The organism is Halomonas sp. hl-4, assembly GCF_900215475.1.
GTDB lineage: Bacteria > Pseudomonadota > Gammaproteobacteria > Pseudomonadales > Halomonadaceae > Vreelandella.
This window is the reverse complement of record NZ_LT907845.1, coordinates 620104-640349: the sequence shown is the minus strand read 5'-3', so window position 1 is coordinate 640349 and position 20246 is coordinate 620104. Positions and strand designations below refer to the sequence as shown.

Genomic DNA, 20246 nt, shown 5'->3' with positions numbered 1-20246 from the left:
TAGTTGGCCCTCTGAGAGCGTGATGCATGAAAAGAAAATCCGTAACCTCCCGCGATGTGGCGAAGCTTGCTGGTGTGTCGCAATCAGCAGTGAGTCGCAGCTTTTCGCCTAATGCCAAGGTAGCGGAGAAAACCCGCAAAAAGGTAATGCAGGCAGCTCGGGAACTGGGGTATCGCCCCAACTCTATTGCACGTTCGCTGATCACCAGGTCGAGTCGTACCATTGCTGTGGTGACTTACAGTCTCGAAAACCCTTTTTACAGTTTCATGTTGGAAAAAGCGTCACGCTATTTTCAGCAACAGGGGTACCATCTTCAGCTTTTCTTCGCTCCATCAGATAGCGGTTTCGCCACAGTAATCGACGACATTATCAGAAGCCAAGTGGAGGGTGTTTTGATGTTGGCTATTACTCTGGACAGCGCTCAAGCCGAAGAGGTGGCGGATTTTGGTATACCTTTCGTTGTGATCAACCGTACCGTCAACTTTGATGGCATCAGCCAGGTCGGCAGCGACAACCACAGCGGGGGTTATTGGGCAGGCCATTACCTTGCCTCACTTGGTCATCGCCGCATTGCCTATTTGGCAGGATTGCCAGACTCTTCCACCGATCTCCAACGCAAAGCTGGCTTTCTAGAAGGGCTCGCCGACGAGGGGTTAGCCTGCCACGCAGCGGAAATTGGTAACTACCGCTATGCAGATGCCTGCCATGCGACGAGACGGCTGTTTGCCAATTCGTCACAACCCGATGCACTTTTTTGTGCAAATGACCTGATGGCAATCGCAGCTATTGATACTTTGCGTCATGAATTTGGTCTTGCAGTACCCGATGACGTTTCGGTTATTGGTTTTGACGATGTGCCGATGGCGGCTTGGCCGAGTCATTCTCTGACGACGCTGAAACAGCCAGTCGAATTGATGGCGTCAAAGGCTACTGAGTTATTGATGGCGCAGATCAACCAGATTGACACTGCTCCAGAACATATCATGCTCCCGGTGACACCGATGCTGCGCAACAGTACCCGGCGGTCAATTCGCCATTCCAAAGAGAATCTAAAGGAGCCGAGTGATGCGCATCATCGTAGCGCCCGATAGCTATAAAGATGCATTATCGGCTAGGGAAGCCGTCAGCGCGATCGCTGACGGCATTCGGAGAGCATTACCCTCTGCACAGTGGGATGCTTGCCCGATGGGGGATGGTGGAGAAGGAACTTTAGATGCTCTGATTGGTGCGACGGGAGCGGAGCGACGTTATCAGAAGGTGAATGATCCCCTAGGTCGACCTCGGCAAGCAGAGTGGGGCTGGCACTCCGTCAATCGTACAGCCTATATTGAGCTAGCTGAGGCATCTGGGCTTCAGCATCTGACACCTCTTGAACGCACGGCATTGCATAGTTCCACGCATGGGGTAGGTGAGATGATTCTCGCCGCCATGGACGCTGATGCAGAGCGCGTAATACTCACGCTTGGGGGGAGTGCGACCAATGACGCGGGCGCAGGCATGTTGCAGGCTTTGGGGGCAAAATTGCTTGATGATCAAGGACGACCTTTGCCACCGGGCGGGGCGGCTCTGACCAATCTTGCTCGAGTGGAGCTTGAAGGCCTAGATTCGCGCCTGTCAGAGGTGATCTTTGAGACGGCCGTGGATGTAGATAATCCGCTAGTTGGTGAACACGGCGCCAGTGTAGTGTTCGGTCCCCAAAAAGGCGCTAGCGACAAAAATGTCGTCATGCTGGATGCTGCGCTTGCACATTTCGCAGACAAGGTAGCTGAGGCTCAGGGAGGCGACTTCCGTGAATTACCTGGTTCAGGGGCAGCCGGAGGGATGGGCTTTGCAGCACGCACCTTTCTCGGGGCAGAGCTGCGTCCAGGTATTGAACTGGTAATGCATCAGGTGGGGTTTCGGCAACGACTTGAGTATGCAGACTTGGTCATTACAGGTGAGGGGAGGCTGGATGGTCAGAGCATGTCAGGGAAAACACCTATTGGTATTGCTCGCTGCGCAAGGGAAATGGGAGTGCCAGTAGTGGTGCTGGCGGGTAGCCTTGGTGAAGGATGGCAGTCTGCTTACAACGAAGGCGTTACTGCTGCCATGTCCTTAGCCGATGGACCTATGGGACTAGATGAGGCACTTTTACGCTGTGCTGAGCTGCTATCAGATCGAAGCGAAAGTGCATTACGCTTGTTCCAATCAGTATTACAACGATTTATTTAAAGTTGACGCGATGTAATTAGCCCACTCCTGCATCATCTTACGCCGCTTCTCAAACAGGTCACCACGGCGATAGGCCGCTTCAACCTTATTTTCGATAGAGTGCGCCAGCGCCATCTCGGCAACATCCCGAGGATAACTAGTGACTTCGCCGGTCCAGTCACGACAACTAGAGCGAAAGCCGTGCGGAACATAGTTACCTTTTTCGCCACTTTGCCCATAGCCAATTCCTCTCATAAATTGCAGTAGAGACATATTCGAAAGAGGGCGCCCAGCCCTCATGCCTGGAAACACATACGAATTCCCTTTGACTTGTGGCAAATCGGAAAGCAATTGCGAAGCCTGAGAGGAAAGGGGTATCCGATGTTCACGCATAGCTTTCATACGTTCAGCAGGAATCGTCCATGTGGCGTTATTAAGGTCAATTTCATGCCACTCAGCATTCAGGACTTCTGATGTTCGTGTCGCGGTTAAAATCAACAGCTGCAGTGCTTTTGATGACATGCTATTGAAATCTTTAACAGCTTCCATGAAGTCAGCCACTTGGTCGTAAGGCATGGCAGGGTGATGAGTAACCTTCTGAACCTTTGATGGCTTTGCCAATAGCTTATCAAGATGCCCACGCCAGCGTGCGGGATTGATGGGCTCTCGGTAGCCGTGAGCAGCCGCAAAATCTAGTACGTTTTCAATACGGCCCTGTACACGCTTAGCTGTTTCATTTTTTACCGTCCAAATGGGTGTCAATATTTTGAGAACATCTTGGGTAGTTACTTCATCAATGGGTAGGTCACCGATGACTGGTCGCGCATAGGTTTTTAATGTGCTCACCCACTGGCGTGCATGCTTAGCATTACGCCAACTGCGACGGTGTGACTGGATATACCGTGCAGCACAATTTATAAACGTCGGTGTAGATTGTTCCTGTTTTTCAAGCTCGCGAGCATGGATGGGGTCAATGCCATCCTTGGCCAACTTTCTGAAATTTTCAGCTTTGCTGCGAGCCTCAGCCAAGCTTGTATCAGGGAAGCTGCCAAGCCCCATTTCTCGGCGTTTACTGTGAAAGGTAAACCTGAGCACCCACTTTTTTGCCCCGCCTTCAGAAACCACAAGGCGTAGCCCTCCACCATCTTCATGTTTGCCAGGGGCTGCAGTAGCTACCTTGCGTGGACTCAGTTTGTGTATTGCCATGGTCTTATCCCCTAAGCTAAGGCTTGGGCAGTCCCCCAAGTAGTCCCCCATATATTATAGATCACCATAGACTTCGGTAGACAGAAAGGCAATGCAACTTAATGATTTATATGTTGTTAATAGTCATTATGAAATGGCGATAGACATAAAAATAACGGACTGTCCCTCCGCCAACACGACATAAAAGCCCCGTTTTTACGGGGCTTTTATCGTTTATATTTCCTCCGTTTCCTTCTAAGCATGCCTTCAATTAAATGCACCGGTCTTTCAGTGTGTCCAGATTGTGTCTGGGAATGTTCGACGACCTCTGCCGGCGTGCTCCGTACTGAGCGATTCCCCAGTTGGTTGAGCGCATCGCGTGCAAGGTGGGGAACCAGGTGGGCATATTTCTCAGTCATCTTGATCGTTGAGTGCCCAAGCACCTCTTTGACGTCCATCAATGGTAGGCCTTCATAGAGCCATTCAGTAGCGTTCTCGTAAGTGCGCTGGCCAGAGGGAAATGGCTCACCAGCATTGCTTGTATCGCCCTTCCACCTGCCAGCAGTATGCCACCCATTTATTCCATAACATCACGAAGAAGAATGGTTGAAATCTAGGGAGGCCATCCGCTGACAGAGCACGCTTTCCTCCAGGGCCGGGCTCCAGAGAAAACCCTGGCCGAGATCGCAACCGAACTCAGTAAGGATATTGGCCTGTTGCTCAGTCTCTATACCCTCAGCCGTGACAGTAAGATCGAGGGCATGGCCTGCTTCAATCATTGCGAGGACCAGACGTCGAGTCTTGGCATCGTCTTCGAGTAGCCTGATGAATTCCCGGTCGATTTTCAGTCCCGTGACCGGTAGCTTGCGCAGGTAGGCGAAAGAGGCGTAGCCCGTGCCGAAGTCGTCGATACTCACGCCGATACCGTGATCTCGGAGGCGACCAAGCCCCCTGATTGTTGACTCTGGTTCTTGCATCAGCCCCGATTCAGTGATTTCTACTTCGATGTATTCAGGTGGCACGCCCGATTCATGCAGACTGTCAATCAGCGCGTCAACCAGGCTATCGTTAGTCAGGTTACGCGGGGTAAGGTTTATACTTACCGGGACCAACAGCCCGGAACGGGCATATTCGATTCCGATCTGGATGACAAATAAGCTGAACGCATCAATCAGGCTTGTTCTCTCGAGTTTAGGCATAAACATGCCTGGTGGTACTATTTCTCCGTTCGGGCGCCGCCAGCGTATCAATGCCTCTACACCGGCAAGATGTCGGTCAGCCAGCCGCAATTTGGGTTGGTAGTGGAGCTCGAACTCTCCGGCTTTGAGCCCTTTCTCCGCTCGGGCGATCAGTTCGAGCGAATCTCGATTAGCCGTATCAAAATCAGGCTCATAGCTCATCATTTGCCGTTCCAGAGTTACGGCCTTTTCAAGGGCTACACGGGCTCGCCGAACGATTTCCAGCGGGTGACGCGTTACGTCCGTCTCATTATGTACATGTCCGAACCCTAACGCCGGTTCGATTCGCACCGGTACATCATCGACAATAAAGGTCGCCGAGGCGGCAGCATGCAATAAATGAGAAACACGCTTGAGGTCTTCATCATTTTTATAATCAACGATCAGGGCTAACTCAGAAGTACCGAAGCGGTAACTCTTCTGGACTTCAGGGCAAGATTGATTTAGTTGCTGGCTGACCGTGTAGATAATTCGATCACCTTCTTCAATACCAAACACCTCAACAAACTCATTGTGGTCAGTGGCACGAATCAGGACGACGGCAATTGGCGTTTTCTCAAGAGATTCCGGAGTAATTTGAGCGGCAAGGTCTTCAATCAAAGCTGCCTGATTGGGTAGTCCTGTCGAAGGGTCATGCAACACTTTTTTTCGTTGTTCATTGCTCAGGAAGTTAATTATCTGGATCAATAATCCAGAGCTGGCACCAATCGCCATGAACCAGAGCGCGCGCACACCCCAGGTGGTTATGATCGTACTTATGCTGTCTATGTTTCCGCCAATAACGGGCCCCAGCATCAACCCCGCGAATAATCCGGCAACCACACCACCCACGATTCCGTAGATGGCGGCAGCCAGAAAAATAGGCACATACATGAAGTGGGCATTCTCGTTTGGTGTGCCACCGGTAAGATTTACAAGCAAGGCTCCTGCGGAAAGCAATATGCCTATGCAGCACAAAACCACCAGAAGAAAAGACGATGAAGTCTTTCTTTCCCTCACACCTAAGAGCCACGTCGACGCCTGCCGTGCCATAAGCCAACACTCCCATACCGTTTAATGATTATTTTCCCGACGGGCCCCATTACGGACAGGTGCTGAGAAGTTTATCCCTAGAAAGGTTTTTACCGTATCAGGTTTTGTTATCGATAATAATGCCAAGCGCTCAACAGTATTCTTGGCCGCGTCAACGCTCCCCTAAGATGAAGCAACCTTCTTTGATTCACTGGTCAAGCCCGTACAACAGGGCCGCTGCTGCTCAAACGAGGGAGGGTTTTAAAGGAGCTCGGGCTTGTCGATAGCGAAGGGGTATCGTCATAGGCGAATGTTATAGAGACGAATTTAACGGGAAACAGCCCTTTTTGACGAGGTCGTTACTTTCCTGCGTTGCAAACCTTAATCAGAGTGCTGCCGAAAATTCCCGATGGACGAAAACATTACCGAGAACGCAACAAATTACTACAAAGCATCTTCTGCCCCTTAAAGTAATCTTAAGTATTGCCGATAACTAGCATAGATGCATATAGCGTCGTGAGGGATAGCGGTGTTGCTAAGGATATGGCAGACCACGTTACTCGTGGCACCCCGACCTTTTGTGATACGGCAACGCTGATGGCGAAGGATGAACTTTGGATAAGCGAAAAAGCGCGCTGGCGGTTGCATTGGTCCTTTCTGTGACTGACGTAAAGGCGCATGGAGGCGATACTCCCAGTGTCTCATTTGACGGTTTTGGCACGCTCGGCATAGTTCATTCTGATGAAGACCAGGCAACGTTCGTTTCCAACATTTTTGTGCCCAAGGGGGCAGGGCACAAGAACGAGTGGAGTGCGGAGGTCGATAGTCGTCTCGGATTGCAACTTACCGCTAACCTTGCACCACAGTGGTCAAGCGTTCTGCAGGTAATAGTAGAGCAGGACTATAAAGGCCACTACACGCCAGATATTGAGTGGGCTAATGTCAAGTTCGATATAACTCCTGAGCTGAGCCTTAGAGCGGGCCGTGTAGTGTTGCCTACCTTCATGAATTCAGAGTATCGCAAAGTGGGATACGCGATACCCTGGATCCGACCTCCTGAAGAAGTCTACCGCACCGTACCCGTCTCCAACGTTGATGGTATTGATGCTGCCTATCGGTTCCGCTTCGATGACTTCACCAATACTCTTCAGGCTACTTACGGCCAAGCCGACAAGGCATTTCCTTTTGCCGACGGAAACGGCGGCTGGTCCAAGGGCGAAGCCCAGGCCAGGGAAGGGCTGACGATCAGCAATACGCTGGAACGTGGAAGCGTCAGTTTTTTTGCAGCTTATAGCCAAACTCGCCTGACCATTGATGAGTTCAATCCCCTTTTCGATATTTATCGGATGTTCGGGCCAGAGGGCAATGATCTCGCCAACCGCTACGATCTGGATGACAAACGTTTCGAGGTGCTCACTCTCGGGGCGAGTTATGATGCGGGCGACTGGTTCCTAACGGGAGAATGGACCCAAATGGAAAGCCGGAGTTTGTTTGCAGATAGCCGCAGTTGGTATGTCACCGGCGGCTACCGCTTCGGAACCATCACGCCGTACCTGACTTACGCTCAGCAACGTATTCACAATAGCTCCTCCAACCCCGGTCTGTCACAGCCTTACACCGAGGAACTTGATGCGTTCCTACAGTCCATTGTGAAATCCCAGCCTCGTCAGGAGAGCCTATCGTTGGGCGTTCGTTGGGATTTTACTCCTAACATGGCGCTAAAAGCACAATACGACCATATGAACCTGGATTCAGGATCTCCCGGTTTCTTGGTTAACACCCAGCCGGAGTTTGAACCCGGCGGTACGGTCAACCTCTTCAGCTTCGCGCTCGACTTTGTATTTTAAGGGTGCCCATGCGACGGATATTTAGTATGTGGGGCCTACTCTTCAGCCTAATGGTTAACACCGCCTTGGCTGAAGTGGTGGTAGTGGTCTCAGCACAAAACCCGACCGAGACCTTGTCGCGCTCTGAGCTCAGAGATATTTACTTGGGCAGGTTGAATCGCTTTTCCAATGGCGCTGCCGTGGAGCCTTTCGACCAGCGGGAGAGCTCACCTGTATATAGCGAGTTTTATCGATATTACTTGGAAATGACGCCCACTCAGATCAAGGCGCATAGGTCGAAGCTGATCTTCACTGGCCGTGGGCAGCCTCCGCCACTGGTTACCAACGACGTCGCTATGGCAAACACCATAGCGACGTCACCACGTGCCATTGGCTATCTCGATTCGAGTATCACTGATGAGAGACTACGGGTGGTGTTGATTGAATAACAACAATGAAATGAAACGTAATGGGCAGTCTTCAGACCCTAGTGTTGTTCAGTGTTGGTTAGATCGCTTGATCCAACCCTACGTTTTGTTTACCAGCATTGCGGTGATAGCACTTGTGGTGATCTGGACCACAACCCTTCACCTTGTTAGCAGGGAGCAAGCGTCAGCAGAACGCACAGCTGCGGCGCTTGCCGAGGACACCGCTGATACCTACGAGGCACAAATAGTACGGGCGCTGCGTGAGATTGATACAACTCTGAAACTAGTTCTATACAGCCTCGATGGCCAGTCTGCACCTTCGGTACTGGGAGATTTACGTGCACGGGGCATGCTACCGCCTGAGTCTTTATTCACGGTTAGCGTTACCGATTCTTGGGGCAACGTGCTTGCTAGCACAGAGGTTCTCGCCCATCCGGATATGGCGATCCATAATTACTATCGCTTCGCTCAGGAAACCCAAGAAATGGTGGTGGGGTTACCTTGGTTCAATCAGCAATCTGATGATTGGGAGTTATTCTTCAGTCGGCGTGCACAAGTGGATGATATGGACTCGGAAGTCATAGTGACGGTATCGGTACATGCTGGCTATTTCGTCAGCAGCTATGAGTCAGAGGTGCTGGGTGAGCAGGGGGTGCTGGCCCTAGTGGGTACCGATGGTATTTTGCGAATCAAACGGACTGGCGATCACATCAGTGCGAATCAGAAAGTCGATTACGAAACCATATTGGCCGACAGCGGAGACGTTGAAACATCGGCTGCAGTAACGGTTAATCCGTGGGATGAGGTTCCGCGTTATACCGTGGCCAGGGAACTGTTCGAGTTCCCCCTCGCCATCGTCGTTGGGCTCTCTGAAGCTGAGCGTTTGGCCGCCGCCAATGAGCTTAAGCAAACGTACCTGTGGCGTGCCATGCTGGCAAGCCTTCTGCTTCTAATTGTTTTGGCCTTACTTGGCCGACTGAGCTGGAAGCTCCAGCGAGCACAAGTTCGCAATATGGAACAGCGTATCGCCCATGCTCAGCGTGTGGAATACCTCGCCTTTCATGACAGCCTCACTGGGCTGCCCAACCGCGCCTTCTTCACCCAGTTGCTAACCCAAGGTATGCATCATTCGCGTCGCTACGACACAAAATTGGCGTTATTTTATCTTGATTTTGATCGTTTCAAAATTATCAATGATTCACTGGGCCATGACGCTGGCGATGAGTTGCTTCAGGAAATGGGGCAGCGCCTCTGTGAGGCGGTGCGTGAAAGCGATGTTGTAGCGCGCCTGGGCGGGGACGAGTTTGTAGTGTTGCTTCCTGAAATTGAGGCAATCAAACAAGCGGAAATCGTCGCTGAAAAAATTCTTTCGACTGTCAGAGTGCCATTCACGCTAGCGGGCCAGGAACTTCACATCACAGTGAGTATTGGCGTCGCCCTATTCCCTAGAGACGGGGAAGACGAGCAATCACTGCTCAAAAGTGCTGATATTGCGATGTATTACGCCAAGGAGAAAGGAAAAAATAATGTCCAGTTCTCTTCCGAAACATTGAATTCAGATTCTTTGGAGCGCTTTGTCCTGGACTCGAGCCTGCGCCGTGCGCTGCAGAATCAAGAATTTAAAGTTTATTACCAATCAAAGCAGGATATGAACGGTCAGGTCACGGGAATGGAAGCACTATTACGCTGGCAACATCCAGATTTAGGGCTGATGGCGCCCATGGAATTCATACCTATAGCAGAAGAAAATGGGCTCATCATTCCTATTGGCCGCTGGCTGCTCAAGACGGCTTGTTGGCAAAATGTAGCCTGGCAAAAGGAAGGGTTTCCAGAATTGAGCATGGCGGTGAATCTTTCCGCACGCCAGTTCCTTGATAAAGGCCTTTTCGACGATATCAATACCGTGCTGCGGGAGACTGGTATGGCGCCTGAACTACTTGAGCTGGAAATCACAGAAAGCATGATGATGTATGACGTCAAGCAGACGGTGCGGATTCTCAAAGAACTTAAAAAAATGGGCGTCAGGGTTGCAATTGATGACTTCGGTACCGGTTATTCCTCACTCGCCAGGTTGAAAGATTTTCCGCTCGATTCGATCAAGGTCGATGGTTCATTTATATATGCCATGATCGATTGTACTAAGAATCAAAAACTGACGGAGGCAATCATCGAAATAGGCAAAACATTAAGCCTCACAGTGATTGCTGAAGGTGTGGAAACGGTAGAGCAGCTTAACTATCTTCGCTCCCTTTCATGTGATCAGTTTCAAGGTTTTTATGCCAATAAACCGTTACCAGCTGGAGAGTTCGGATTAATGATGCGTGCGCTCTACAATCATTGATAAGCCAACTGTTAGATATCACACTTGTTTACTGAGTCCACTCTCTCTGTACTACACTGGCAGTCATTATCTGGCTTATGAATAAGGACGTATGTATGGACCGCATTTTCGCCTGGGACCATCATAATCAGCGAGTAGTATATCGTTTGCCCGGCCACCATTTTGACGATGGTCGAGAAGATAGCGACCTATCTCCAGTGTGGGTACCTAGCTCGGAATCAGAGTTGCCTGAGGGTGTGAGCATTGATGATTTAAGAGACGTGACCGTTAATGACTGATCCCTCTTAGCGTTGATCGCTCCCATTATTACTTCTTTTCTTCATGGATGATGCAGTCGATGTCCACCTTTCTTGCTTCCCGATGGCTGCTTGGCGGCCATGCGCAAACACTGTATAGCCCTTTTTTTCGATCAGGGCTGCCTTTAGCGCGTAAGCGAGAGCGTATGACGCTGCGAGATGTGGACTTTGTGGATCTCGACTGGTTTGGCCGTAGTGACGACAACACGCCGTGCGTCATTTTGCTGCATGGACTAACCGGTAGTTCTTCATCGCGTTACATTTTAGGACAACAGCAAGCGCTCGCTTTGAAAGGCTGGCAGAGTGTCGCTGTGAATTGGCGTGGCTGCTCGGGGGAGCCCAACCGCCTGGCGTGCGGCTATCACTCGGGCGTTAGCGAAGATCTAGCCGATGTCATTGGAATGCTATCCGCTCGCCAACCAGGCAGGCCTCTGGCGGCCGTTGGTTATTCCCTTGGCGGCAATGTGCTGTTGAAGTACCTGGGCGAGCAGGGCAGTGCAACGCCATTGCAGGCGGCGGCTGCTATCTCGGTGCCGTTCCGATTGGATCACAGTGCCAAGCGAATTAACCAGGGGATGTCGAAGATTTACCAGGCGCGCTTTTTGCGCGACTTACGCCACTACATGGTAGATAAACGCCAGCGGTTCGCAATACATGGCGACCCTGACGAGTACGCCAAGCTTTTAGCCTTGGGGTCGCTCAGAGGTATTGCCACGCTTTGGGATTTCGATGAACGGGTAACGGCACCGCTGCACGGTTTCTCAAGCGCTGCCGATTACTACCAGCGATGCAGCAGTCTGTATTTTGTTTCGTCGATCAGTGTACCGACCCTGATTATCCAGGCGCAGGACGACCCGTTTCTTTACCCTGAAAGTGCACCGCAACCATCGTCCTTACCGGCTCATGTGGCGCTTGAATTTCATCGCCAGGGTGGGCATGTGGGTTTTATTGAGGGCACGCCCTGGGCACCTGGTTATTATCTGGAACGACGCTTGCCAGCATGGTTGGCGTCTACGCTGTCAGGTGCAAAACAATTAGCAAGCTGTGCGTGAAATATCGATTGTGTTGGCGGAGCATTGCACTACTATGCAGCTATAAGGCTCATCGGGAGCCCTTATGGACAACCACCATGCTAAAAGGTCTGATTGTTTGTTTTGCTGTGCTGTTCGCACAATTAGCAGTACTGCATGTCATTGATGTGCGTCTCTACAACTCCCCTCAGGATGCCCGTCAAACGCCGGTGGTCAAAATCACACCGCAGAAAAATGACGAGAAAGAAGTGCAAAGCTAACGTACACCACCATCTTTGGCGGCGCAATGCGCTGCCAAAGACCCGGATAGTTAAAGCATTTCGTCCAGCCAGTCATTGAAGGCCGCCCACGAACGCTGGTCGGCACGTTCGTGGTAGGCATCGCTTCCGAAGACACTAAAGGCATGTGGCGCGCCGGAATAAATACCAACTTCATAGGTAACATCCGCGGTTTCCAACTCATCCGCAAGGGTCGCCACATCGTCGAGGCTCACCGAGGAGTCGTCTCCCCCGTGGGCAATAAAGATAGGCGCGGTATCACTTGAATAAGATTGGTCTTCGGGCGTTGTTAAACCACCATGAAAGCTGGTGTAAGCCGCAATGCCCTCGGCTTCTCCAGAGCGGGCGATTTCTAACGCCACTGCACCGCCAAAGCAGTACCCTGCGATTACCGTTTGCTCGGCGGCGCCTTCTTCTCTTGCCTGCGCCAGGCCGCCCAGCGTGAGTGCACGCATCCGTTCTCTATCGTCGTAAAGCCGATTGGTGGCGGCTCGTTTATCTTCAACTGCCTGGGGCCGGTTACCCTCACCAAATAGATCCACGGCGAATACATCGTAGCCTTGATCAGCGAGCATATCAGCACGTTGACGCTCGTAATCATCCAATCCGTCCCAATCATGAATGATAAGTACGCTGCCTTGTACGTCGTCGCCCCCTGAGACGAAATAGCCCTCGAAATTTTCTTCATCCACCGTGTATGAAATGCTTTCACCAGCGGGAGAAAAAGCCAGTGACGCTTGACTCAACGTTAACAGCGCTAATGCGCAGGAGGGGAGTAGAATTTTCTTCATCATTTTGGTATCCAGAGAGATGTCCAGCAAGCATAGCCAATACTTGCTAAACTGACATATTATAGAAAGATGTTTAGCGTGGAAGACAAAGGCTTGCGTCTGGAACTCGGTAACGGCATGCTGGTCCATTGTTCGACAGATAATTACGGAGCATGAACACATGAGTTACAACGACTCACATATTGCGCAATCAGCCACTGGCGGTGTAGCCAACTCGGTTAGCACCAACAAAGTGCTGCGTAACACCTACGCGCTGTTGGCGATGACGCTACTCTTCTCTGCGGTAACCGCAGGCGCCTCCGTCGCGATGGGCGTTCAGCAAATGAACATCTTCGTGTTCTTTATCGGTGCCTATGGCCTGATGTTCCTGGTCCATAAAACGGCCAACTCAGCGTTAGGGCTGCTGTCTACATTTGCCTTCACTGGCTTTATGGGCTTTACGTTAGGGCCTATCCTGTCAGCCTATTTGGCACTGCCCAATGGCGGCGCGTTGATAATGAACGCCTTGGCAATGACGGGCGTTACCTTTATCGGTCTTTCAGCCGTCGCACTGGTAACGAAGAAAGACTTTGGCTTCCTTGCCAACTTTATGCTGGCAGGTGCCATTGTGCTGGTGCTCGCGATGGTGGCGGGGCTTATTTTCAATATCCCCGCGCTATCGCTGATGGTATCGGCTGGTTTTGTGCTGTTTTCTTCAGCAGCCATTCTTTACCAAACCAGTGAAATCATTCATCGCCAGGGCGAGACCAACTATATTCTGGCGACCATCACGCTCTTCGTTTCCATCTACAACCTGTTTATCAGCCTGCTGTCGCTGCTCGGCTTTATGAGCAACGACTAACCCATCTGGCGTTAGGCGCAGAGCTGCATGTCTCAACAGACCCTATTATTAGGGTCTGTTTTTTATTACATGGGCGATGTCATTAGCCACCACGATAGGCAAGGGCAATGGACTACGGACTATTAGTAATGGGGGCTCCCTACAGCCAACCAGCGCCTCATTCGGCGCTCAGGTTTGCTCATGCGGTGCTTGCCAAAGGACACCAGCTTGTTGGCGTTTTCTTTTATCATGACGGTGTTCATAATGCATCACTGCTAATGACTCCGCCGCAGGATGAGCTGAACCTGCGCGATGCCTGGAAGGCGCTACACGAAGAACACGCTGTGACGCTGGATGTCTGTATTGCTGCGGCGCTGCGACGTGGAATCGTCAGCCAGGCTGAAGCGACGCGCCATGGTCACGATGCCTTTAACTTGGCGGCGCCTTTTGAGTTGACGGGGTTAGGCCAGTTGCTGACGCTTCAACAGCGCTGCGATCGTTTGATTACCTTTGCCAGTTGAGACCGATCATGCACGCATCTGAAGACCTGCTGGTAATCATCCGTCATGCTCCCCATAACTCGAACTGGCTGCGCGAGGGTCTCGACGCTGCGCTGGTAGCTGCCGCCTTTGGTCAATCCGTCAGGCTGATGTTTATGGGGCAGGGGGCTCTGGCACTGTGCAAGGAACAGCAGGCCGGCGCACCGGGGCAAAAGGCCAGCCTGCCAACGATCAACATGCTTGAGATGTATGATATCGACCAGTTAAACGTCCCCCAGCGAACGCTCGATGACCTCAACCTTCCCCTGGAGGCATTGGTGGATGGTATAACGCCGCTCAGCGAGGGACAGGTGAAAGCCCTGTTTAGCCAAGATCGGCCGATCCTCAACTTCTAGGTGTTCCATGATCCTGCATATTTTGACCACTGCGCCCACCAGCGAAGTAGCCCAACAGGTCGAGCAGGCCATTCAGGCGGGCGATACGCTGTTGCTGATCGAGGAAGGGGTAACGGCGGCGTTAAACCCGGGTTTACCCTGCTGGACACAAACAGAGTACGCGGTGTTTTTGCTGGAAGAAGACCTTGTTGCCAGGGGGCTAGCCGGCACCGCTACCCATCATAGGTTGGCAACCGTGGACATGGCCGGATTTGTAACACTGACTGAGCAACATGCACAGTCAGTCACCTGGTATTAGATTCGTAACGAGTGAGTAGACCGATGGAGAATACCGACACTATCGTGACGCTTGACCCGGAAGGGTACTTGGCCGAGATGAATGACTGGTCGGAAGCCGTTGCTGAACAATTGGCCGACGATGAAGGGATCGAATTAACGCCTGAGCACTGGGAAATCATCCGCCTGGCGCGAAATTTCTATACGCGCTATGAAATGGCCCCTGCGATGCGTCCCCTCGTCAAAGCCACCCAGCAGGCGCTGGGCAATGACAAAGGCCGCTCTATTTACCTGATGCGACTCTTCCCTGGCAGCACCGCCAAGGTGGTGGCGCGTATTGCGGGGCTTCCCAAACCCACCAACTGCCTTTGAAGCGTATTCAGGTGTTTCATTGACATCAGTTGGGGTCTTCCCCGCGGGTACAGACTGACAGCACCACAGCGTCGTCCTCGCTGGTCGAAATCAATGCGTGGCCCATATCACTGTCAAAATACAGGCTGTCACCTTCGGCCAGTACCAAAGGCGCATAAAATTCGGTGTAAAGCATCACATCGCCGTGTAAAACAATGAGAAATTCCTCACCGTCGTGACGCACCCACTGGTGGTATTCGTCGAAATGCCGCGCCCGAACAATGGTCTTAAACGGAATCATGCGTTTTTGCGCTAGCTGATGGCCTAAAAGTTCATGCTCATAGGTCGGCGTGGGGTGCAGCTGGCCTTTGCCTTTGCGGGTAAGATCCCGTCGCCCCATCGTGTAACGTTCCCGCTTAGGTGGTGTTAACAACTGGGGCAGGTCAATATTGAGGCCCGTTGTCAGCTTTTGCACCACTGAAAAGGTGGGTGACACCTGATCGTTTTCAATTTTAGACAGCGTGGATCTCGCCAAACCGGTACGCTGGCTGACGTCTTCCAATGTCCAGTGGTTAGCAAGGCGGATCTGCTTGAGCCGCTCGCCCAGACGCAGCGGCTCAACAAAGGGCTTACATCCCGATGCAATGCGCAACGCCGCATGCTCTTCCGAAGTTGCGGTCATAATGGTCACGATAGCGTCTGTTAAAAACGCGCATCATAGCATAGGTGGCATAAGGGCTGTTTGGTTAGGGCGCAACTGAAAAGGGTAAACCCAGCAAGGCTTTCAGGTGAGCCTCGACACCGCTTGCTAACGATGTTGGGTTATAGCCACCTTCCAGCGATGAGACCAGCCGGTTATCGGCGTACAGCGTGGCAATTTCCATCGCCAAATGCGTGACCCAGTAAAAATCCTCGTCCGTTAAGCACACATCGCCCATGGGGTCGTCACGGTGGGCATCAAATCCTGCTGAGATCAGCACTAAATCTGGTTTGAAGCGATGTAGCGCCGGTAGCCATTGGTTTTCAATTAGACGACGAAACTCAGGCCCGTCGGTGCCGACTTCTAGAGGCGTGTTGACCACATTCTGCCATTCGCTGCGCAAATACCGCCAAGGATAGAACGGGTATTGAAAACTGGTGCAGATCAGCACGCTCGGGTCGTTCTTGAAAATATCGATGGTGCCATTGCACTGGTGAACATCAAAGTCCAGCACCGCAATTCGTTGGGCTCCATAACGTTCTTTGGCATAGGCTGCGCCGACGGCGATATTGTTATAAAAGCAAAACCCCATTGCCTCGGCCGCTTCAGCATGGTGCCCAGGTGGACGAATAGCACAAAATACGTTGTCGGCCTGGCGCTTGAAGACCTGATCAATTCCCTTGATGACCGCACCGGCCGCCAGACGTGCTGCCTTCAGGCTATCCGGGTTCATCAAGGTATCGTTATCAAGCGGTACGATACCTTCTTCAGGCAGGCACTTGGTGAGGGCGTTAAGGTGGCGCGTAGCGTGAACACGGCTAAGCGCCAGTTCATCCGCCTCCTTGGCATCGGACTGCATGGTTTGCTGTAATAGGCCTGATAACGCTAAACGCGCTCGGATCGCCTCCAGTCGCTGAGGATTTTCAGGGTGTTCCGGTCCCATGTGATGCAATAAGCAGTCCGGGTGAGTAAGGTAGGCAGTGATCATTCAAGCGCTCCAGGATGGATAGCATCACCTTAATCGCGACACACTGATGCGCGACAGTGTCCATAAGTCTTACATCGCGCTGCACCGCTTCAGGAGAGGCAAACGTGAGTACACGTTTCTTGCACCATTTTTTTGAACCCCGCACGCTTGCCGTCATCGGCGCGTCAGAGAACCCGGCCTCGCTTGGGGGCTTGGTCCTTCGCAATATCCATGAAGGCGGGTTCAAGGGGCAGCGTTGGGCGGTGAACCTGAAAGGTTATGATCAGGTCTTCGGCGACCCCTGTGTCAAGCGCATTGAAGACTTGCCTGAGGTGCCCGACCTCGCCGTTATCTGCTCACCCATTGAAGGCGTGCCCAAATTAATCCATCAATTAGGCAAGTTTGGCGTAAAAGCGGCATTGGTGCTGTCCGGCGGCGCTTATCTGGACCGCGACAAGGGCAATAAAGGGTCGATTCGCGAGCGCATGCTGAGTGCCGCCCGGGAATCAGGCATCCGCGTTCTAGGCCCTGAATGCATGGGCCTTATCGTGCCGGCCAAAAAACTTAACGCGTCGTATGCCAGCCAACCCGTCAAGGCAGGCCGTGTGGCCTACCTAGGCCAGTCGGGCATGCTGGCCAACGCCATGATTGATTGGGCCGCAGGGCGCGATGTGGGGTTTTCACACCTGATTACCGTGGGTGACAGCGTTGATGTGCTGCTGCCGGATCTAATCGATTACGTAAATCAATTCTCGCCAGCGCAGGCAATATTGCTCCACCTTGAACGAATATCCGATGCACAGCATTTCATGACGGCGGTGCGTGATGCCTCCCGCAACCGACTAGTGCTGGCAATCAAAAGCGGCCGAACCTTTGCTTCGGATATTTCCGGCATGGCACCGACACCAGGTATTGCCAATCGCGACGTGGTGTTTGACGCGGCTTTTTCTCGCGCGGGCGTGGTGCGCGTAAACGACTCCGACGAGCTACTAGACGCCTTGGAAACGCTTTCGCGCATGAAGCCGCTTCGTGGCGACCGTTTGGCGGTGGTATCCAACGGATTGGGCCCTGCCATGCTCGCCATCGATAAACTGGTGAGTGCCGGGGGCAAGCTCGCTGAGTTTAGCGAAGAAACACAGCAGGCATTGCATCAAAGTCAGGTAGATGTCAGCAAACCCGGGGAGAACCCCGTCGATTTAGGCGGCAATGCCACACCCGAACGGTTTGTCGAAGCGCTGCGCATTGTGGCCGCTGATGCCAATGTGGACGCAGTGCTCGTGGTGCATGCGCCAACACGGCTCGCGCCCTCGCTGGTGACTGCACAGGCATTGATTGCTAATCGTAAAGCGTTTCGTCGTAACCTGTTGACCAGTTGGATGGGCCTGAAAGAAGCATTGAACGCCCGCCACGAATGCAATCTGGCGGGCATTCCTACTTATATTTCGCCCGAAAAGGCGGTGAAAGCCTTTATGCACATGGTGGACTATCAGCGAGTTCAGCAGTTGCTTCAGGAAACGCCTCCCAGCCTGCCGTTTTCTACCAGCGCCGAGATTCGCGCCCAGTGTCGAACGTTAATCAGCGAGGCCAAAGCACAAGGGCGCCAGACGTTAAGCCACTCTGAAACCGCGCAGGTGCTTGAAGCGTATGGCATACCCGCGGCGACTAGCTATTACATAACCAGTGCGGAGCAGGCGCTTGAGGTTGCCGCTCAAATTGAAGGACCAAAAGCATTGAAGGTCGTTCATGAGGGAAATTGCCGACCTTATCGTTATCGCAAGCACCCGCATAAAATATCGGCAGGACTGCTGCAGGATCTTGAAACGCCCGAGCAGGTGGCGGATGGCGTACGTAGATTAGGCGAAAAGGTCAATGAAAAACTGCCTGAGTATGCGATTCATGAATACTGTTTGCAGCCCATGCAACGCGGCAAACATTCCATGCAGGTGTGCGCGGGTATTACCCGGGACCCGGTATTTGGCCCGCTGATTGTATTCGGCATCGGTGGCTATAAAGTCAATGTCCTCGCCGACCGGCAAGTCGCGTTACCACCACTCAACATGAGCTTGGCAGCGGATGTGGTCAATCGAACCCACGCCGCGTCCTTGATACGCGAACACTCATCAGACCCCGATCGGGATACCCAGCACTTATGCCAACTGCTGGTGAAGCTGTCGCAAATGGCCTCGGATTTGGGCGAGCTGCGCGGACTTGAGCTGAACCCGCTGTTGCTCAACCGCGACGGCATGCTAGCCGTGGATTTTGCCATGGATCTCGGGCCTCCAGCCCGTTTCGCGATCATGCCTTACCCTGAAGAGCTGCGAGAATGGGTGACGCTGAAAAACGGCTGGCAGGTCGAGGTGCGGCCCATTCGTGCCGAAGACGCGCCGTTGATCACTAACTTTCACCGGCAACTGTCGGAAGAAAGCATTCGTTTTCGCTACTTTCATAACAAATCAAACTTAACCCAGCGCGACCTCTCGGTGTTGTCGCATATCAATTACGACCGACAAATGGCGTTCATTGCCGAACATCAGCGTGATGATGGCAGTAAAGAAATGCTCGGGGTGGTGCGCGTCTGGAATGATCCGGATAACATCCGCACAGAATTTTCGGTCATCATTCGCGACGACCTGCAAGGGCTGGGAATTGGCAGTTTGTTAATGAAGAAAATGATCGATTACTGCACTCACATTGGCACACTGGAAATGGTGGGTAAGATCATGCCGGATAATCACCCCATGCGGGCATTGATGAAGCACTTAGGCTTTACTTGTCGTTACAACATGGAAGAGCAGGTGATCGATGCCACCATGCGGCTCAACGAGCCTGAAAGTGAATGGCAGCGTCACCGGCTTGAAAGCCTGCCGGACTAGAGGGACGCCAAGCTCGATTAAGTTCATGGCTAGCCCACCACCTTGGGCCAGCCACAGCTCTGGGAATGCCCCCTAGGGAGCCATGCGAAAATAGCTCCACTCGCCACCATCACGCCGCTCATAGCGAATACGATCATGTAAGCGGCTGGGTTGCCCCTGCCAAAACTCGATCATATCAGGGTTAACGCGATAGCCACCCCAGTGAATGGGGCGAGGAATAGTTTGCCCTTCATATGCTTGTTCGAAGCGTTTTTGGCGCTCTTCAATCCAGTTGCGGTCGGGTATGACGACGCTTTGGGTCGCAATCCAGGCGCCTAACTGGCTACCACGTGGACGGCTAGCAAAGTATTCGTCGGACTCTTCCGCCGCCACCTGTTCAACGGCCCCTTCAATTCGCACCTGACGGGAGATCGATGGCCACCAGAAGGTAAGGGCAGCGTAGGGCACATTACTGAGTTCGCTGCCTTTGTGGCTGTGGTAGTTGGTGAAAAATACCATGCCGCGTTGGTCGAACCCTTTTAGTAAAACGACGCGCGCGTGGGGCCTCCCTTGGCTGTCAACACTAGCGAGCGTCATGGCGTTGCTGTCTCTTCCTTCCTGCTCAATCGCCAGGGTGAACCATTCATCAAACAACACCAGGGGATCGTCGGGGGCATGCGCTTCATCGAGTCGACCACCTTCATAATCACGCCTGATATCCGCTATGTCGCGTGCCATTGCTATGCTCTCCATCAAAAAATGTCGTTGTA

General features: G+C 52.4%; 20 protein-coding genes. 14 read left to right on the top strand and 6 right to left on the bottom strand.

Translation table 11 applies throughout. The features are described 5' to 3' along the window. Positions 1–26 precede the first annotated feature (26 nt). Positions 27–1091: a LacI family DNA-binding transcriptional regulator gene (locus tag CPH17_RS03205; protein WP_074396348.1), complete on the top strand. Its 1065-nt coding sequence runs from the start codon at positions 27–29 to the stop codon at positions 1089–1091. Beyond that, positions 1066–2211, top strand: coding sequence for a glycerate kinase (locus CPH17_RS03200; RefSeq protein ID WP_074396349.1), 1146 nt, complete (start codon positions 1066–1068; stop codon positions 2209–2211). Before CPH17_RS03205 ends, CPH17_RS03200 begins: the two co-directional genes overlap by 26 nt. On the opposite strand, the gene CPH17_RS03195 is transcribed toward CPH17_RS03200, so the two are convergent. Then, a complete protein-coding gene (locus tag CPH17_RS03195; protein ID WP_074396350.1) occupies positions 2194–3396 on the bottom strand; it encodes a tyrosine-type recombinase/integrase in 1203 nt (400 codons plus the stop codon). The genes CPH17_RS03200 and CPH17_RS03195 overlap by 18 nt on opposite strands. Positions 3397–3965: 569 nt before the next feature. Next, on the bottom strand, positions 3966–5645 hold the full coding sequence (locus CPH17_RS03190) for a putative bifunctional diguanylate cyclase/phosphodiesterase (RefSeq protein ID WP_074396352.1): 1680 nt from the start codon (positions 5643–5645) through the stop codon (positions 3966–3968). 593 nt (positions 5646–6238) lie between these two features. Here CPH17_RS03190 and CPH17_RS03185 point away from each other — a divergent pair. The 6 genes from CPH17_RS03185 (at position 6239) to CPH17_RS20030 (ending at position 11806) form a co-directional block, all read left to right on the top strand. Next, positions 6239–7471, top strand: coding sequence for a porin (locus tag CPH17_RS03185; protein ID WP_082934228.1), 1233 nt, complete (start codon positions 6239–6241; stop codon positions 7469–7471). 26 nt (positions 7472–7497) lie between these two features. Continuing rightward, the gene (locus tag CPH17_RS03180; protein WP_096298250.1) at positions 7498–7899 is read left to right on the top strand and encodes a phosphate ABC transporter substrate-binding protein; all 402 of its coding nucleotides are present in this window, start codon (positions 7498–7500) and stop codon (positions 7897–7899) included. Beyond that, on the top strand, positions 7892–10219 hold the full coding sequence (locus CPH17_RS20080; RefSeq protein WP_074396354.1) for a putative bifunctional diguanylate cyclase/phosphodiesterase: 2328 nt from the start codon (positions 7892–7894) through the stop codon (positions 10217–10219). The genes CPH17_RS03180 and CPH17_RS20080 overlap by 8 nt, the downstream gene beginning before the upstream one ends. Positions 10220–10314: 95 nt before the next feature. Beyond that, entirely contained in the window at positions 10315–10497 is a 183-nt protein-coding gene (locus tag CPH17_RS03170; protein WP_074396355.1) for a hypothetical protein, read from the top strand. Positions 10498–10544: 47 nt separating this feature from the next. Continuing rightward, entirely contained in the window at positions 10545–11567 is a 1023-nt protein-coding gene (locus CPH17_RS03165) for a hydrolase (protein ID WP_074396356.1), read from the top strand. Between the two features lie 77 nt (positions 11568–11644). After that, complete coding sequence (locus CPH17_RS20030; RefSeq protein WP_172822099.1) at positions 11645–11806, top strand: hypothetical protein; 162 nt, start codon at positions 11645–11647, stop codon at positions 11804–11806. A 50-nt stretch (positions 11807–11856) separates the two neighbouring features. Here the strand turns inward: CPH17_RS20030 and CPH17_RS03160 are convergent, their stop codons facing one another. Beyond that, positions 11857–12615, bottom strand: a complete 759-nt coding sequence (locus tag CPH17_RS03160) for a dienelactone hydrolase family protein (protein WP_074398492.1) — start codon at positions 12613–12615, stop codon at positions 11857–11859. Between the two features lie 160 nt (positions 12616–12775). Between CPH17_RS03160 and CPH17_RS03155 the strand changes: the two genes are divergently transcribed. The 5 genes from CPH17_RS03155 (at position 12776) to CPH17_RS03135 (ending at position 14978) form a co-directional block, all read left to right on the top strand. Further along, on the top strand, positions 12776–13456 hold the full coding sequence (locus CPH17_RS03155; protein WP_074396357.1) for a Bax inhibitor-1/YccA family protein: 681 nt from the start codon (positions 12776–12778) through the stop codon (positions 13454–13456). Between the two features lie 107 nt (positions 13457–13563). Next, entirely contained in the window at positions 13564–13956 is a 393-nt protein-coding gene (tusD, locus tag CPH17_RS03150; RefSeq protein WP_074396358.1) for a sulfurtransferase complex subunit TusD, read from the top strand. 8 nt (positions 13957–13964) lie between these two features. Beyond that, the gene (locus CPH17_RS03145) at positions 13965–14330 is read left to right on the top strand and encodes a DsrE family protein (protein ID WP_074396359.1); all 366 of its coding nucleotides are present in this window, start codon (positions 13965–13967) and stop codon (positions 14328–14330) included. A gap of 7 nt (positions 14331–14337) precedes the next feature. Next, entirely contained in the window at positions 14338–14628 is a 291-nt protein-coding gene (tusB, locus tag CPH17_RS03140; protein ID WP_074396360.1) for a sulfurtransferase complex subunit TusB, read from the top strand. 23 nt (positions 14629–14651) lie between these two features. Next, the gene (locus CPH17_RS03135) at positions 14652–14978 is read left to right on the top strand and encodes a TusE/DsrC/DsvC family sulfur relay protein (protein WP_074396361.1); all 327 of its coding nucleotides are present in this window, start codon (positions 14652–14654) and stop codon (positions 14976–14978) included. Between the two features lie 25 nt (positions 14979–15003). On the opposite strand, the gene CPH17_RS03130 is transcribed toward CPH17_RS03135, so the two are convergent. Next, the gene (locus CPH17_RS03130; protein WP_074396362.1) at positions 15004–15639 is read right to left on the bottom strand and encodes a helix-turn-helix domain-containing protein; all 636 of its coding nucleotides are present in this window, start codon (positions 15637–15639) and stop codon (positions 15004–15006) included. Positions 15640–15703: 64 nt separating this feature from the next. Beyond that, on the bottom strand, positions 15704–16645 hold the full coding sequence (locus CPH17_RS03125) for a histone deacetylase family protein (RefSeq protein WP_074396363.1): 942 nt from the start codon (positions 16643–16645) through the stop codon (positions 15704–15706). Positions 16646–16749: 104 nt separating this feature from the next. Here CPH17_RS03125 and CPH17_RS03120 point away from each other — a divergent pair, with 104 nt between their 5' ends. Continuing rightward, positions 16750–19497 carry a bifunctional acetate--CoA ligase family protein/GNAT family N-acetyltransferase gene (locus CPH17_RS03120; protein ID WP_074396364.1) on the top strand — a complete coding sequence of 916 codons (2748 nt, stop codon included), beginning with the start codon at positions 16750–16752 and terminating at the stop codon, positions 19495–19497. Positions 19498–19569: 72 nt separating this feature from the next. Here the strand turns inward: CPH17_RS03120 and pdxH are convergent, their stop codons facing one another. Beyond that, complete coding sequence (gene pdxH / locus CPH17_RS03115) at positions 19570–20214, bottom strand: pyridoxamine 5'-phosphate oxidase (protein WP_074396365.1); 645 nt, start codon at positions 20212–20214, stop codon at positions 19570–19572. Between the last annotated feature and the right edge of the window lie 32 nt (positions 20215–20246).